11 protein-coding genes, 1 tRNA gene and 1 other RNA gene are annotated in these 14,905 nt (G+C 72.6%); 4 read left to right on the forward strand and 9 right to left on the reverse strand.

The window, feature by feature from the left end; genetic code table 11:
• Nucleotides 1-12: 12 nt before the first annotated feature.
• Nucleotides 13-109, reverse strand: an RNA gene (gene ffs / locus DEJ11_RS12370) — signal recognition particle sRNA small type.
• Nucleotides 110-146: 37 nt separating this feature from the next.
• On the opposite strand from ffs, the gene DEJ11_RS12375 reads away from it, so the two are divergent.
• Complete coding sequence (locus DEJ11_RS12375) at nt 147-821, forward strand: SDR family oxidoreductase (RefSeq protein WP_111103231.1); 675 nt, start codon at nt 147-149, stop codon at nt 819-821.
• Between the two features lie 555 nt (nt 822-1,376).
• Here the strand turns inward: DEJ11_RS12375 and DEJ11_RS12380 are convergent.
• Together DEJ11_RS12380 and pta are read right to left on the reverse strand one after the other, a co-directional pair.
• Complete coding sequence (locus tag DEJ11_RS12380; protein ID WP_111103230.1) at nt 1,377-2,573, reverse strand: acetate/propionate family kinase; 1,197 nt, start codon at nt 2,571-2,573, stop codon at nt 1,377-1,379.
• Between the two features lie 49 nt (nt 2,574-2,622).
• Nucleotides 2,623-4,731 carry a phosphate acetyltransferase gene (gene pta / locus DEJ11_RS12385; protein ID WP_111103229.1) on the reverse strand — a complete coding sequence of 703 codons (2,109 nt, stop codon included), beginning with the start codon at nt 4,729-4,731 and terminating at the stop codon, nt 2,623-2,625.
• Nucleotides 4,732-4,852: 121 nt separating this feature from the next.
• On the opposite strand from pta, the gene DEJ11_RS12390 reads away from it, so the two are divergent.
• Nucleotides 4,853-4,937, forward strand: a tRNA-Ser gene (locus tag DEJ11_RS12390).
• A gap of 300 nt (nt 4,938-5,237) precedes the next feature.
• Nucleotides 5,238-5,879, forward strand: a complete 642-nt coding sequence (locus DEJ11_RS12395) for a YdbT family protein (protein ID WP_111031974.1) — start codon at nt 5,238-5,240, stop codon at nt 5,877-5,879.
• Nucleotides 5,880-5,895: 16 nt separating this feature from the next.
• Here the strand turns inward: DEJ11_RS12395 and DEJ11_RS12400 are convergent, their stop codons facing one another.
• Complete coding sequence (locus DEJ11_RS12400; protein WP_111103228.1) at nt 5,896-7,899, reverse strand: helicase HerA-like domain-containing protein; 2,004 nt, start codon at nt 7,897-7,899, stop codon at nt 5,896-5,898.
• 41 nt (nt 7,900-7,940) lie between these two features.
• Nucleotides 7,941-9,197, reverse strand: coding sequence for a multidrug effflux MFS transporter (locus DEJ11_RS12405; protein ID WP_051596893.1), 1,257 nt, complete (start codon nt 9,195-9,197; stop codon nt 7,941-7,943).
• A 226-nt stretch (nt 9,198-9,423) separates the two neighbouring features.
• On the opposite strand from DEJ11_RS12405, the gene DEJ11_RS12410 reads away from it, so the two are divergent.
• The gene (locus DEJ11_RS12410; RefSeq protein ID WP_128781007.1) at nt 9,424-10,005 is read left to right on the forward strand and encodes a TetR/AcrR family transcriptional regulator; all 582 of its coding nucleotides are present in this window, start codon (nt 9,424-9,426) and stop codon (nt 10,003-10,005) included.
• A gap of 11 nt (nt 10,006-10,016) precedes the next feature.
• Here the strand turns inward: DEJ11_RS12410 and DEJ11_RS12415 are convergent, their stop codons facing one another.
• The 4 genes from DEJ11_RS12415 to DEJ11_RS12430 all read right to left on the reverse strand — a co-directional run bounded on the left by DEJ11_RS12415 (nt 10,017) and on the right by DEJ11_RS12430 (nt 14,757).
• On the reverse strand, nt 10,017-10,619 hold the full coding sequence (locus DEJ11_RS12415; RefSeq protein ID WP_110863381.1) for a substrate-binding domain-containing protein: 603 nt from the start codon (nt 10,617-10,619) through the stop codon (nt 10,017-10,019).
• A gap of 1 nt (nt 10,620) precedes the next feature.
• Nucleotides 10,621-12,063, reverse strand: coding sequence for an MFS transporter (locus tag DEJ11_RS12420; protein ID WP_111103226.1), 1,443 nt, complete (start codon nt 12,061-12,063; stop codon nt 10,621-10,623).
• Nucleotides 12,064-12,233: 170 nt separating this feature from the next.
• Complete coding sequence (locus DEJ11_RS12425; RefSeq protein ID WP_056070707.1) at nt 12,234-13,379, reverse strand: cystathionine gamma-synthase; 1,146 nt, start codon at nt 13,377-13,379, stop codon at nt 12,234-12,236.
• A 13-nt stretch (nt 13,380-13,392) separates the two neighbouring features.
• A complete protein-coding gene (locus tag DEJ11_RS12430) occupies nt 13,393-14,757 on the reverse strand; it encodes a cystathionine beta-synthase (RefSeq protein ID WP_110863383.1) in 1,365 nt (454 codons plus the stop codon).
• Between the last annotated feature and the right edge of the window lie 148 nt (nt 14,758-14,905).

The raw sequence follows: 14,905 nt of genomic DNA on the forward strand, positions 1-14,905 counted from the left end.
TCGACCCGGAACGAAGAAGACTCCTCACGCACCCGCCAGAGCCTGGTTACCCTTGCTGCGTTTCCGCCCTGGGGGAGTTGGCCTGGATGGCGTCACGTGAGGAGCCGCCGAGAAGTCTACCGGACGCGACGGGCAGACTCGAACACATGAAGATCGCCATCGCCGGAGGACACGGCCAGATCGCCCTGCTCCTCGCCCGCCAGATCACCGACGCCGGCCACGACGCCGTCGCGATCGTCCGCAACCCCGCGCACGTGGCCGACGTCGAGCAACAGGGGGCGCGTGCGATCGTCGCCGACCTGGAGCAGCTCGGCGACGACGACCTCGCGCTCCGCCTGCGCGGTATCGATGCCGTGGTCTTCGCCGCCGGTGCCGGGCCGAACAGCGGCGCCGAACGGAAGCTCACCGTCGATCGTGACGGTGCGATCCTGCTCGCCGACGCCGCCGAGCGTGCCGGCATCGAGCGGTACGTGATGATCTCCGCGATGGCGGCCGACACCTACGACCCCGAGCTCGCCGTCGTGCCCGCACAGGACGACGCCGCGGTGTTCCAGGTCTACCTGCGGGCGAAGGCCGAGGCGGACGCGAACCTGCGGGCCCGACGCCTCCGCTGGACGATCGTGCGTCCCGGCGGTCTGCTCGACACGCCGCCGCAGGGCACGGTCCACGTCGGCCGGACCGTCCCGCGCGGCTCGATCCCCCGCGCGGACGTCGCGACCGTCGTCCTGCACGCCCTGCTCGACGACGCCGCGGTCGGCGTGCAGTTCGAGGTCACCAGCGGCGACACCCCGATCCCGGCGGCGCTGAACGCGCTCACCTGACCGGTCGGTCCGCGCGGCGCGCACCGTGCGCGCTTCGTCACCCCGTGCGAGCTCCTCGCCGAAGGTGCCGGGCCGTGCACTGTGCGCACCTGCGCACCCCGTGCGCACTTCCACGCCCCGTGCCGCGCTGCAAGCGCGCACCCAGCAGGCAACCCCGCACCAACCGACGAACACCGCACCGTGCCGCCGCGACGCGACCCACCGGCGGACGGGAGGCACAGCGCCAGCCCGCCCCGCGCCTCCCGTCCGCACCGTGCGCACCTGCGCACCCCGTGCGGACTTCCACGCCCCGTGCCGCGCCACAAGCGCGCACCCACCGACGATCCCCGCACTGTGCACCGGACGCGACCTACGGACGGACGGGAGGCACGGAACCAGCCCGCCCCGCGCCTCCCGTCCGCACCGTGCGCACCTACTCACCCCGTGCGGACTTCCGCGCCCCGTGCCGCGCTGTAAGCGCGCACCCACCAGGCAACCCCGCACCAGCCCACGAACACCGCACCGTGCCGCCGCAACGCCCCGACGCCGCGCCGCGCGGCGGCACGGCTCCACGCGTCAGAGCGCGACCGCAGCCGACTGCCGGGCGATCTCGAGCTCCTCGTTCGTCGGGATCACGAGCACCGCGACCCGTGAGCCGTCGGTGGAGATGCGGCGGGCGTCCCGCGATGCCAGCTCGTTGCGGTCCGGATCGATCTCGAGCCCCAGGTGCTCGAGCCCCGCGAGCACACGCCGCCGCAGCAGCGCGTTGTTCTCGCCGACCCCCGCGGTGAACACGACCGCGTCGAGCCCACCGAGCTGCGCCGTGTAGGCGCCCACGTAGCGACGGATGCGGTGGCGGTACACGGCGAGCGCCGCCTCCGCCTGCTCGTCGCCCTTGGTGGCGGCGTCCTGCACGTCCCGCATGTCACCGTTGCCGGTCAGGCCGAGCAGGCCGGACCGCTTGTTGAGCATGGTGTCGAGCTCGTCGAAGGTCATCCCGGCCTCGCGGTGCAGGTGGATGAGCACCGCGGGGTCGAGGTCACCGGAGCGGGTGCCCATGACGAGCCCCTCGAGCGGAGTGAGGCCCATCGAGGTCTCGATGGACTTGCCGCCGTCGATCGCCGCGACCGAGGCGCCGTTGCCCAGGTGCAGCACGATCGTCTTGAGCTCGGCGAGTGGCCGGTCGAGGAACTCCGCGGCCTGCTCGGAGACGTACTTGTGGCTGGTGCCGTGCATGCCGTATCGGCGGATCCCGTACTCGGCGGCCAGGTCGGCGGGGATTGCGTACGTGTACGCGTGCGGCGGCATCGTCTGGTGGAACGCAGTGTCGAACACGGCGACGTGTGGGACGTCCGAGAAGACCTGCTTCGCGGCGCGGATCCCCTCGAGGTTCGCGGGGTTGTGCAGCGGTGCGAGGCTGTTGAGGTCCTCGATCTGCTGCTCGACCTGGTCCGTGACGACCGTCGCGCGGTCGAAGGTGGTGCCGCCGTGCACGACGCGGTGGCCGACGACGGCGGGCGGGTGCTCGTCGAACGACGGCCCGACCTTCGCGAACGCGTCGATCATCGCCTGGAACCCGGCCGCGTGGTCGGGCACCGACGCGGCGTCGTTCGACGACGACTCCCCCGTCAGCGCGTTGGTGTGCTTCCAGGCCCCGGCGGACTCGCCGATGCGCTCGACGAGTCCGGAGGCGAGCGTGCGCTCGTCCTCGAGCTCGATGAGCTGGTACTTGAACGAACTCGAGCCGGAGTTGACGACGAGGGCTGCGGTCACGGGGTGGTCACTTTCTGTCGGGCCTGGAGGCGCGGTGCGGGTCGGGCGGTCAGGCCGCGTCGGTCGCGGTGCCGGCCTGGATCGCGGTGATCGCGACGGTGTTCACGATGTCGCCGACCAGGGCGCCGCGCGACAGGTCGTTGATCGGCTTGCGCAGGCCCTGCAAGACGGGGCCGATCGCCACGGCGCCGGCCGAGCGCTGCACGGCCTTGTACGTGTTGTTGCCGGTGTTGAGGTCCGGGAAGATGAACACCGTCGCGCGGCCGGCGACCGGGGAGTCCGGCATCTTCGTCGACGCGACCGTGGGGTCGGCTGCGGCGTCGTACTGGATCGGGCCCTCGACGAGCAGGTCGGGCCGGCGTTCCCGCACGAACGCGGTGCCGGCGCGCACCTTGTCGACGTCGGCGCCGGAGCCGCTGTCGCCGGTGGAGTAGCTGAGCATCGCGACGCGGGGGTCGATGCCGAACTGGGTCGCGGTCTCGGCGGACGAGATCGCGATGTCGGCGAGCTGCTCGCTCGTCGGGTCCGGGATCACCGCGCAGTCGCCGTAGACGAGCACGCGGTCGGCGAGCGCCATCAGGAACACGCTCGACACGATCGAGGTGTCCGGACGGGTCTTGATGATCTCGAACGACGGCCGGATGGTGTGGGCCGTGGTGTGCTTCGCGCCGGAGACCATGCCGTCGGCGAGCCCGAGCTGCACCATCATCGTGCCGAAGTACGAGACGTCGGTGACGGTGTCACGGGCGAGCTCGATCGACATCCCCTTGTGGGCACGGAGCCGGGTGTACTCCTCGGCGAAGCGCTCACGCAGCTCGGGGTCGAACGGCGAGACGAGCTGCGCGGCCTCGAGGTCGAGGCCGAGCTCGGTCGCCCGCGTGCGGATCGCGGCGGGGTCGCCGAGGATCGTGAGCTCGCAGACCTGACGCTGCAGCAGGGTGGAGGCGGCACGGAGGATGCGGTCGTCCTCGCCCTCGGGCAGGACGATGCGCTTGCCGTAGCTGCGCGCCCGGTCGAGCAGGCCGTGCTCGAACATGAGCGGGGTGACGACCCCGGACGGGGCGAGCTGCAGGCGGTCGCGCAGGGCCTCGGCGTCGACGTGCTGCTCGAACAGGGCGAGCGCGAGGTCGGCCTTCCGGGGCGAGTCGGCGGCCAGGCGGCCGCGGGTCTGGGTGATCCGGAGGGCGGTGTCGTACGTGCCGAGGTCGTTCTGCGCGATCGGCAGCGAGCTCGACAGGCCCTCGAGCAGCCGGGACACCTGCGGGGCGATCTCGAACCCGCCGTTCAGGATGACGCCGGCCAGGCTCGGGAACGTCTCGGACTGGTTGGCGAGCAGCGTGGCGATGAGGACGTCGCTCCGGTCACCGGGGACGACGACGATGCCGCCCTCGATCAGCCGGGGCAGCACGTTCTCCATGCTCATGCCCGCGACGACGGTACCGAGGGCCTCGCGGTCGAGCAGGGCGTCGTCACCGCGGACCAGGGTGGCGCCGGTGGCCTGCAGCAGGGCACGGACGGTCGGGGCGACGAGCACGCGGTCCTCGGGGATCGCCCACACCGGCACGTCCGGGTGGTCGTCGTGCACGGCCTGCTCGACGCTCGTCACGATGGCGGCGAGGGCGTCCGGGTCGGCACGGTTCACCACGACGCCGAACAGCTGCGCGTGTGCCGCCCGCAACTCGCTCGTCGTGACGTCCGCCACCTGCGCCATGCCCTCGGGGGTGCGGGCCGCTCGTTCGGCGGCGTCGCGGCCACCGAGCACGAGGAGCACCGGAGCGCCGAGGTTCGCCGCGACCTTCGCGTTGAAGGACAGCTCGGTGGGGCTGCCCACGTCGGTGTAGTCGGACCCGAGCACCACGACGGCGTCGCACTGCCGCTCGACCTGGGCGAACCGGGTGACGATGGTGCCGAGCGCCCCCTCGGGGTCGGCGTGCACGTCGTCGTAGGTGACCCCGACCGCGTCGTCGTACGAGATGCCGACGGCCGTGTGCTGCAGCAGCAGCTCGAGCACGTAGTCGGGTTCGACGACCGATCTGGCGACGGGCCGGAACACGCCGACGCGGCCGACGGACCGGGCGAGGGTCTCGAGGACACCGAGGGCGACGGTGCTCTTGCCCGTGTGCCCTTCTGCTGACGTGATGTAGATGCGGGTCGACACGAGGCCCAGGGTAGTCGCCGGACATGTCACGACATCTGGGAGCACCGGCGCCGACGACACGCGGTCGTGAGCACCGCGCAGAACCTGTACCATTGGGTGTCGCCGTCGCGAGACGGTGTCAGGAGAATTCGCCTAGTGGCCTATGGCGCACGCTTGGAAAGCGTGTTGGGTGCAAGCCCTCGGGGGTTCGAATCCCCCATTCTCCGCAGCGAGCAAGGCCGAACCACCACGAAGGACCCGCACCGATCGGTGCGGGTCCTTCGTCGTTCCACGACCGCCCGGTCCCCCACCCTGCGGACGAGCGCGTGCCCTGTTCCCCCTCGGTTGGCCGGGAAACGCTGACCGGGGGTGGAACGGGCTGTCCCCGGTACCCGTCGGTCGCCTATGCTGGCCGAGCGAACGGCTCCGGGACGAGCCGACCGCGGTGCATCGAGCGGCAGGGGCGTCGCTCGGAGGGCGTGCTGATCAGCGTGCCCGGAACACCCGAGGGGACGAGGAGACGCGCCATGGGGGACACCACCGTGCCCGCAGTGCCCGTGCGGCCCGCCGTCTTCGACACGGTCCTCCGCCCGCGCCGGTCCCTCGTCCGCTCCACCGCGCTGAGCATCGCCTTCTCGGCCGTACCGCTCGCCGTCGCACTGGTCTGGGTCTCGTTCCCGTTCCGCACGTGGGCCGTGTTCGCCGGGATCGTCGTCGCGATGGCCGCGGCCGTCGGCATCGTGTTCGTCCGACTGCACACCGCGTTCATCGGGATCGACGACGACGGCCTGACGATCCGCGGGGTCCTCACGGCGCACCGGCGGATCCCCCGCGAGCGCGTGCACAGCCTGGTGCTCGCCACGACCTTCGGCTCGTCGGTGGACCGGACCGTCCGGGAACTCGTCGCCTTCGACCGGACCGGCACCCACCTCTTCCGGCTCCGCGCCGATGTGTGGGGCGACGACGGGCTCGACCGGGTCGTCGACGCGCTCGGCGTGCAGGTCGTCGAGGATGCTCGACCGGTCTCCGCCCGCACCTTCGCGAAGCGCTACCCGACGAGCCGCGCCTGGTACGAGCAGCGGTCGGCGTTCCTGCTCGTCGGCGGCCTCGTCGTACTGGTCGTCGGCGGGCTGCTCGCCGTCGAGTTCGCCGGCCTCGACGCCCGCTGACCCACCGGCGGACCCGTCAGCGCCGACGCCGCAGCGTCGAGAAGATCCCGCGCACCACTTCCTTCGCGATGGTCCCGCCCAGCCCGGAGCCGAGCAGGTCGGACAGCGGGTCCCCCGCGGTTCGCCGCGTCCCGGACCGCTGCGTCCCGCCCGACCGACCGGAGCCGCCGGACCGACCGGACCGACCGGACCGCCGGGCGTCCGACGCTCGCTCGGCCCGCTCGAACTCCCGCTGCTGCCGCTCGTACTCCTGCTGGGCATCCGCCGACGCGTCCGCCGCGGCAGCAGCCGCCGCGTCGGCGGCCGCGGCCGCGTCGGCCGCAGCGGCCGCCGCCTCCATCCGGCGCGCGAGCACCTCGCGCGCCGAGTCCGGGTCGACGCGGGTGCCGTAGGTCGACAGGAGCGGTGAGGCCTGCACCCGTGCGGCCATCTCGTCGGCCGGCATCGGGTCCATCGACCCCTGGGGTGCGCGCAGCCGGGTCCACGCGACGGGGGTCGGCGCGCCCCGCTCGTTCATCACCGTGACGATCGCCTCGCCGGTCGCGAGCGACGTGAGCACCTCGCCCAGGTCGTAGTCGCTCGTCGGGTAGGTCGACACCGTCGCCCGGAGCGCCTTCGCGTCGTCCGGGGTGTGAGCGCGCAGCTGGTGCTGGATGCGCGACCCGAGCTGCGCCAGCACGTCGTTCGGCACGTCCTTCGGGGTCTGCGTCACGAAGAAGACCCCGACGCCCTTCGACCGGATGAGCCGCACGGTCCGCACGATCTGCTCGGTGAAGTCCTTCGACGCCCCGGTGAACAGCAGGTGCGCCTCGTCCAGGAAGAACACCAGCTTCGGCTCGTCCTGGTCGCCGACCTCCGGCAGCTCGTTGAACAGGTCCGCCAGCAGCCACATCAGGAACGTCGAGAAGACCTCCGGCCGGTCCTGCACACCGGGCACCTCGAGCAGGCTGACGATCCCGCGCCCGTCCGCCGCCGTCCGCAGGAACACCTGCGTGTCGATCTCGGGCTCGCCGAAGAACTGGTCGGCACCCTGGTCGGCGAAGGTGACGAGCTCCCGCAGGATCACCCCGGCGGTCTGCTTCGACAGGCCCCCGAGCTCGGCGAGTTCGCCCTTGCCCTGCTCGCTCACCAGGAACGTCAGCACGCTCCGCAGGTCGTCGAGGTCCACCAGAGCCAGGCCCTGCTGCGTGGCGTAGTGGAACACCAGCCCGAGCGAGGACTCCTGCGTGTCGTTCAGGCCGAGCACCTTCGACAGCAGCAGCGGCCCGAACCCGGAGACGGTGGCACGGATCGGCACGCCGGTGCCTTGCCCGCCCAGTGAGAACAGCTCGGCCTGGCTCGCGACACCCTGCCACTGCTGGCCGATGCCCGCGGTGCGGTCGAGCAGCTTGTCGTTCGCCTGCCCCGCGACGGCCAGACCCGACAGGTCGCCCTTGATGTCGGCGGCGAACACCGGCACCCCGTTCGCCGCGATCTGCTCGGCGAGCACCTGCAGCGTGCGGGTCTTGCCGGTGCCGGTCGCCCCGGCCACCAGTCCGTGCCGGTTCAGCATCGCGAGCGGGATCCGGACCTGCACCTCGGGCACCGCTGCGCCGTTGACGAGGGCACCGAGTTCGATCGCACCGCCGTCGACGGCGTAGCCGTCACGGATCGCCGCGACCGCGTCCGGTCCGAGCGGGCCGGCTTCTGCACGGACGGGAGGCACGGTGCCGGTCGCCGCCGTCGCCACCGGATCCGGGACGGTCGCGTCGACCGCCGCGGCAGGGGTGGTCGGAGCCGGTGCGGCTGCAGGGGCGGGCTCCGCGTCGGGCGTGAGCCGCGCCTCCAGGCCGGTGGGTGGCGGGGACCCGACGACCGCGGGTTCCGCGTCGGCGGTGAGGACCGCCTGCTCCTCCGCCGCCAGTGCGGCGGCGAGCTCCTCGGCTCGCCGCGCCGCTTCGTCGGCGAGCCGACGTGCCTCGTCGGCGGCCTGCCTCGCTGCCTCGGCAGCCGCCCGTGCCCGCTCCGTCGCGTCGCTCATGGGCACAGCCTAGGGACCGGAGCCCGCGGCGGCCCGGGTCGTCAGTGCGTCAGCGCGGGGACCGTCCGCGGACGGACCACGAACCAGAGCATCAGGATCGCAACGGCGGCGGTCGACGCCATCACCATCGCCATCGGGGTGGCCGTCGTGATGCCGAGCCAGCCGACCACCGGCGAGATGAGCCCGGCGACGCCGAAGTTCAGGGCGCCGAGCACCGAGGCGGCGGTCCCCGCCTCTTTCCCGTGGGCGGCGAGACCGATGACCTGCACGAGCGGGAACGAGAACCCGCACGCGGCGATGAAGAACCACAGCGGGACGAGCACGCCGACCAGACCGGCCCCGAGCTGGTCGAGGACGATGATCGCGAGCGACGCCAGCAGCAGGGTCGCGGTCGAGCACGCCAGGATCCACTGCGGACCGACCCGCTGGGCGAGCCGCGACGAGATCTGCACGCCGAGGACGACCCCGACCGAGTTGACGGCGAAGAGCAGCCCGTACTGCTGCGCGTCGAGCCCGTAGACCTGCTGGAACAGGAACGGTGACGCGCTGAGGTACGAGAACAGTCCGCTGAACACCATGGCGCCGATGAGCGCGACGCCGACGAAGATCCGGTCGGAGAACAGCGCCTTGTAACGCTGGCCGATGGTGGAGTGTCCGGCCTCGTGCCGACGGGCCGGGGGCAGGGTCTCGACGATGAGCAGGATCGACGCGATGACCACCGCCAGGCCGTAGCAGGCGAGGAAGACGAAGATGCCGCGCCAGCTGGTGAACTGCAGCATCTGCGAACCGATGAGCGGCGCGAGGATCGGTGCGAGGCCGTTCACCATCGCCAGGCGGGACAACATGCGCACCAGCGGCTTGCCGCCGAACAGGTCACGCACCGTCGCCATCGCGACGACACCGCCGGCTGCGGCGCCCATGCCCTGCAGCACGCGGAACACCGCGAGCAGCTCGATGTCCGGCGCGGTCGCGGCACCGATCGACGCGGCGATGTGCACCGTCGTCGCGATGATCAGCGGCAGTCGGCGGCCCACCTTGTCACTCCACGGGCCGACCAGGAGCTGCCCGATGGCGAAGCCGAGCGTCGTCGCGGTGAGCGTCAGCTGGACCGCGCCGTCGGTGACGCTGAACTGGTCCTTGATCGCCGGGAACGCCGGCAGGTACAGGTCGATCGTGAACGGACCGAGCGCCGTGAGGGCGCCCAGGACGAAGACGTAGACGAGTCGCTGCCCGCGGGAGAGCGAGTCTCCCGGGTGCAGGACGACCCGGAGCGAACCGGTGGTGGCGGGCGCGGTCACGAGACAGGAGTCCTTCGACGATGAGGGGGCGGGGGTGATCGCGGGTCGATCGAATCGATTCGTCCGCGGAACCATCCTACGGTCGCCGGTGCCTGCTCGGCGCCGCCGGTGCCGGCCGCCCGCGTGAAGCGGCTCGTGCTGCCCCTCGGCCCGGCGCGGACCATGCGGTAGCGTCGGGTTGCTCGGGGGCCTTCCGGGTGAAGCGGATCAGAAGGGGGTGGGCGTCATGGTGGATGCCCGGATCCTGCACACCACTGCAGCACTGCGCGAGGCGATCCTGCGACTCGCAGCGGACCGACCGGTCTCGGAGATCACCGTCGCCGACGTCACGCGTGCCGCCGGCATCAACCGGGCCACGTTCTACTCGCACGCCGTCTCCCCCGGGTCGCTGCTCGCCGACGTCCTGACGCCGGAACTCGACCGCATCCGGCAGGACGACGCCGACGAGCGCCGAGCCGCCGCCGACCGGGGCGCCGGAGCCGACGAGCTCGTGGCCATCACCCGGCGCGGCATCAACGCCGTCGTCGAGCACGTGACGACGCACCGCGACATCTACGGCAAGGCGCTGCCGGACCCGAACGACGCCTCGCTGCACCGGCTGCTCGTCGAGCACTTCACGGTGTCGAGCGCCCTGCACATCCGCGAGCTCGACCCCGCACACCGGCCCGACCTGCTCGACGACGTCGCCGCGGGGTTCGTGGCGCAGGGCTTCGTCGGGGCGATCGAGGCCTGGCTCGCCGGGCCCCGTCGGTCGCGGAAGGCGCTGGTCGAGACGATCACGCTGTCGTTCCCGGCGTGGTGGAGCTGAGCGGACCGTTCCTACTCGGCGTCCGTCGTGTCGCCGTCCGTCGGGTCGGTCTCCGGCTTCTCGCCGCGCTGCAGGGACTGCACGACGTCGACCGCCGTCGCCGCCGTGTCGGCGTCGTCGCCCCCCGACGGCACGCGGTAGTCGGCAGACACCCCGTCGCCGCCGGTGCCGGTCGCGGGCAGCGGATCACCGAGGGACACCACGACGACCCCGGCGTCGTGGGCGGTCTGGATCACGCCGGTCAGCGCGGACGGTCGGGCGGCGTGCACGAGCAGGGCCTTGGCGCCCTTCCGCACGAGCTGGGCGACCGCGGTGCGCTGGGACGCCGCTGCACCCGATGCCGGAGCGACCCGGACGTCCGGCCGGAACCCGGCGTCCGTCAGGTCGGTGCGGAGCCGGTCGGCGAGGGCCGCGTCGTCGTGGACCAGGACGACACCGATCACGGCCTGCTGGTCGAAACCGCCGTCGGAGCTCGTCAGGTCGGTGCTCTGCACGGGTGTGGGGGCAGCCGACGTCGTGCCCTGGCACCCGGCCAGGGTCAGGGCCGCCGCCAGGGCGACGGTCACGGCGACGATGCGCAGCACGGTGGTCTCCTCTTCGGTCCGGTCTGCCACGCTACCCGGCGGCCGGGCCGTGCGACGACGGAGTCCGCGACGGGACTGTTCCGCCCGGGCTTGCCGGGGCTGTCGTCACCGGCGCAGGCACGGGGCCGAGCCGTCGGACGGCCGCGATCGCCAGCGCGGCGAACCCGATCATCGCCGCGAACACCAGGGGGAACGACACCGTCCCGTCGGCGCCACCGGTCGCGGTGAAGAGCAGGCCGGTCACCGCCAGGCCGATCACGCTGCCCGCGGCATCGGCGATCGTCAGGGCCGAGCTCGCGAACCCGTCGTCGCCCTCGCCGGAGAACCGCAGCGTCAGCATCGAGGCGCGCGGGTAGATCGCGCCCATGCCCGCACCGCCGACGAACCAGCCGGCGACCAGCACCCACCACGACAGGTCGAACGTCGCGACCGCGAGCGCGGTCACCAGGCTGACGAGCACCAGCGTGAGACCCACCCCGAAGGTGCGCCGGGCGGTGAGCCGCCGCTCCCCCAGACGGCCGTGCGCCCAGCTCGACGCGGCCCAGCTGAGTGCCGCCACCGTCAGGGCGAGCCCGGCGGCCGACGGCGACAACCCGTGTTCGGCCTGCAGCAGGAACGGCACGTACGCCTCGCTCCCGAAGAACGACGCGGCGACGAGCCCGCGCAGCAGCACGACCGACGGCAGCCCGGCCGCGGCGCGGAACGTCCCGGTCGGCAGCAGCGGCCGCAGGGCGAACCAGGTGCCGACCAGCCCGACGAGGACCGCCGCGACCATGCCCCACGGGGTCAGGTCCGGCGCCACGTTGAGCAGCAGGATCGACACGGCCGCCGCCACCGACCACCCGATCCGGACCCGCTGCCACGGCGGGCGGAGCGACGCGGCCGGGGCGTGCAACCGGCCGAGGGTCGGCACGAGCAGGACGAACGCGGCGAGCGCGATCACCAGGGCCCCGGCGAACACCCAGTGCCAGTTCCAGGTGTCGGTGACGATGCCGGCCAGCGCGGGACCGATCAGCGCGGGGACGACCCAGGCTGCGGCGAACCCGGCGAACACCGGTCCGTGCAGCTCGGCGGGGAAGATCCGGGCGACCAGCACGTACAGCACCACGTCGATCGCCCCGGCGCCGAACCCCTCGATGAGCCGCCCGGCCAGGAACACCTCCATGGTCGGCGCGAGCATCACCACGGCGGTCCCCACGGCGAAGAACACCGCCGACACCCATGCCACGATCCGTCCGCCCGCACGGTCGGCCCAGTTGCCGGCGAGGACCATGCCGGGCACCCCGGCGGCGAGTGGCGCGGCGAAGGCGAGCGCGTACAGGGTCTCGCCGTCGAGGTCGCGGCTGATCACCGGCATGATCGTCGTCATCGCCAGGTTCTGGAACGCCGCGACGCCGACGATCGCGACCATGCCGATCGTCGCGAGGGCGTACGGCCCGCTCAGCAGGCTGGTCCGCGACGCCGTTGTGCTCACCCGATCATCGTAGGGGCGGGCGTCGACGACACGGTGGCGCGTCCCGCGTCCCGCGTCCCGCGTCCCGCGTCCCGCGTCCCGCGTCCCGCGTCCCGCGACCCCCGTCCCGCGCCCCGAGTCCCGAGTCCCGCGTCAGCAGGGCCCGCGTCAGCAGGGCAGCAGGGCCCGCTTCAGCGCGCCAGCGCCTGCTCCAGGTCCGCCACCAGATCGCCGGCGTCCTCGATGCCCACCGACAGCCGCACGACGTTCTCCGGCACGGCCAGCTCGGTGCCCTTCACGGACGCGTGGGTCATCTCGCTCGGGTACCCGATGAGCGACTCCACGCCACCGAGCGACTCGGCCAGGGCGAACAGCTCCGTCGACTCCGCGAAGCGCTTCGCTGCCTCGGCGCCCCCGGACAGCGCGACCGAGAGCATCCCGCCGAAGCCGCGCATCTGGCGTGCGGCGACGTCGTGCCCCGGGTGGTCGGGCAGGCCCGGGTAGTAGACGCGCTCGACACCGGGCGCGACGACGAGCGCCTCGGCGACGGCCTGCGCGTTCCGCGAGTGCCGCTCCATGCGCACCGCGAGCGTCTTGATGCCGCGGGTGGTCAGGTAGGCGTCGAACGGCGACGAGATCGCGCCCGCGCCGAACTGCAGGAACTGCACCTTCGCCGCGAGCTCCTCGTCCGCCAGCACGACGGCTCCGCCGACGACGTCGGAGTGTCCGCCGAGGTACTTCGTGGTCGAGTACACGACGACGTCGGCGCCGAGCGACAGCGGCTGCTGCAGGTACGGCGACGCGAACGTGTTGTCGACGACCACCAGTGCGCCCGACTCGTGCCCGAGGGTCGCGAGCGCGGCGATGTCGGCGATCTTCATGAGCGGGTTCGTCGGCGTCTCGACCCACAGCACGGTGGTGGCCGGTGCGCCCTGCAGGGCTGCACGGACCTGGTCGAGGTCGCTCATGTCGACGACGACGAGCTCGACGCCCCACGGCACGTGCAGCCGGCTCACCAGGCGGTGGGTGCCGCCGTACACGTCGTTGCCCATCACGACGCGGCCACCGGGGACCAGCGCGGCACGGAGCAGGGCGTCCTCGGCGGCGAGCCCGGACGCGAACGACGACGCCGCGACGCCGCCGTCGAGGTCGGCCAGGAGCACCTGCAGCGAGTCACGCGTCGGGTTGCCGGCGCGCGAGTACTCGTAGCCGTTGCGCATGCCGCCGACGCCGTCCTGCACGTACGTCGACGTCAGGTGGATCGGCGGGATGACGGCGCCGGTGGTCTCGTCGGGCTCCTGGCCGGCGTGGACGGCCCGGGTGCTGAACTCGGTCATGCTCGGTGGTTCCTTACTCGGAGAGGTAGGTGAGGAGGTCGTGCCGGGTCAGCACGGTGACGGGCTTGCCGTCCGCGACGACGAGGAGCGCGTCGGCCGACTCGAGCGCACGACGCGCCGCGGAGACCGACTCGCCGACCCCGATGAGCGGCAGCGGGTCGCCGACGAAGCCGGTGAGCGCGTCCGACATCTTCGCGGTGCCGGTGAAGACCTGCTCGAGCAGCGCCTTCTCCTCGACGGCGCCGACGACCTCGCCGATGACGACGGGCGGCTCCGCGCTGAGCACGGGCATCTGCGAGACGCCGTACTTGGTCATGATGTCGACGACGTCGCGCACGGTGTCCGCCGGGTGCGCGTGCACGAGGTCGGGCAGGCGGCCGTCCTTGCCGGCGATGAGCGAGCCGACGGTGCGCTCGTCGTCGGTCTCGGCGAAGCCGTAGGAGCGCATCCACCGGTCGTTGAAGATCTTGCCGAGGTACCCGCGGCCGCCGTCCGGCAGCAGCACGACGACGACGTCGTCCTCGGTCAGGTCACGGGCCGCGCGGAGCGCCGCGACGACGGCCATGCCGCTCGATCCGCCGACGAGCAGTCCTTCTTCGCGCGCCAGGCGCCGGGTCATCGCGAAGGAGTCGGCGTCCGACACCGCGATGATCTCGTCCGGCACGCCGGCGTCGTACGCGCTCGGCCAGAAGTCCTCGCCGACGCCCTCGACCAGGTACGGGCGACCGGTGCCGCCGGAGTACACGGAGCCCTCGGGGTCGGCCCCGACGATGCGGACGCCGCCGTCGGACGCCTCCTTCAGGTACCGTCCGGTGCCCGAGATCGTGCCACCGGTCCCGACGCCCGCGACGAAGTGGGTGATCTGCCCCTCGGTGTCGCGCCAGATCTCCGGACCGGTGGTCTCGTAGTGGCTGCGGGGACCGTTCGGGTTCGCGTACTGGTTCGGCTTGTAGGCGCCGGGGATCTCCTGCACGAGCCGGTCCGACACCGAGTAGTAGGACTCGGGGTGCTCCGGCGCGACCGCGGTCGGGGTCACGACGATCTCGGCGCCGTACGCCGTCAGCACGTTGCGCTTGTCCTCGCCGACCTTGTCGGGCAGCACGAAGACGCACCGGTAGCCGCGCTGCTGTGCGACCAGGGCCAGACCGACGCCGGTGTTGCCGGAGGTCGGTTCGACGATGGTGCCGCCGGGGCGCAGGTCACCGGAGGCCTCGGCCGCGTCGATGATCCGGGTGGCGATGCGGTCCTTGGACGACCCACCGGGGTTCAGGTACTCGACCTTCACCAGGATGGTCGCCCGCACCCCCTCGGTCACCCGGTTGAGCTTGACGAGCGGGGTGTCGCCGACGAGGTCGACGACGGAGTTCGCGTAACGCACGGCGTCGAGTCTAGGACGCGGTCCCCGCGTCCCGCTGGGATGTGTCGTGCGCGGACAACGCACCGTGATCCCGCGGCGGGCGACGTGCCCTGGTCGCGCTGCGCGCCGGACGGGAGGCCCGTGCGGACGCCACCACGGGCCTCCTGTC

This window comes from Curtobacterium sp. MCLR17_058 (assembly GCF_003234705.2).
Classification (GTDB): Bacteria; Actinomycetota; Actinomycetes; order Actinomycetales; family Microbacteriaceae; genus Curtobacterium; species Curtobacterium flaccumfaciens.

What these genes read in the sequence shown, in the direction of transcription:
- DEJ11_RS12425 (WP_056070707.1), bottom strand. Translation starts at nt 13,379, where the DNA reads ATGACCGAGTTCAGCACCCGGGCCGTCCACGCCGGCCAGGAGCCCGAC.
- DEJ11_RS12375 (WP_111103231.1), top strand. Translation starts at nt 147, where the DNA reads ATGAAGATCGCCATCGCCGGAGGACACGGCCAGATCGCCCTGCTCCTC.
- DEJ11_RS12410 (WP_128781007.1), top strand. Translation starts at nt 9,424, where the DNA reads ATGGTGGATGCCCGGATCCTGCACACCACTGCAGCACTGCGCGAGGCG.
- DEJ11_RS12400 (WP_111103228.1), bottom strand. Translation starts at nt 7,899, where the DNA reads ATGAGCGACGCGACGGAGCGGGCACGGGCGGCTGCCGAGGCAGCGAGG.
- DEJ11_RS12395 (WP_111031974.1), top strand. Translation starts at nt 5,238, where the DNA reads ATGGGGGACACCACCGTGCCCGCAGTGCCCGTGCGGCCCGCCGTCTTC.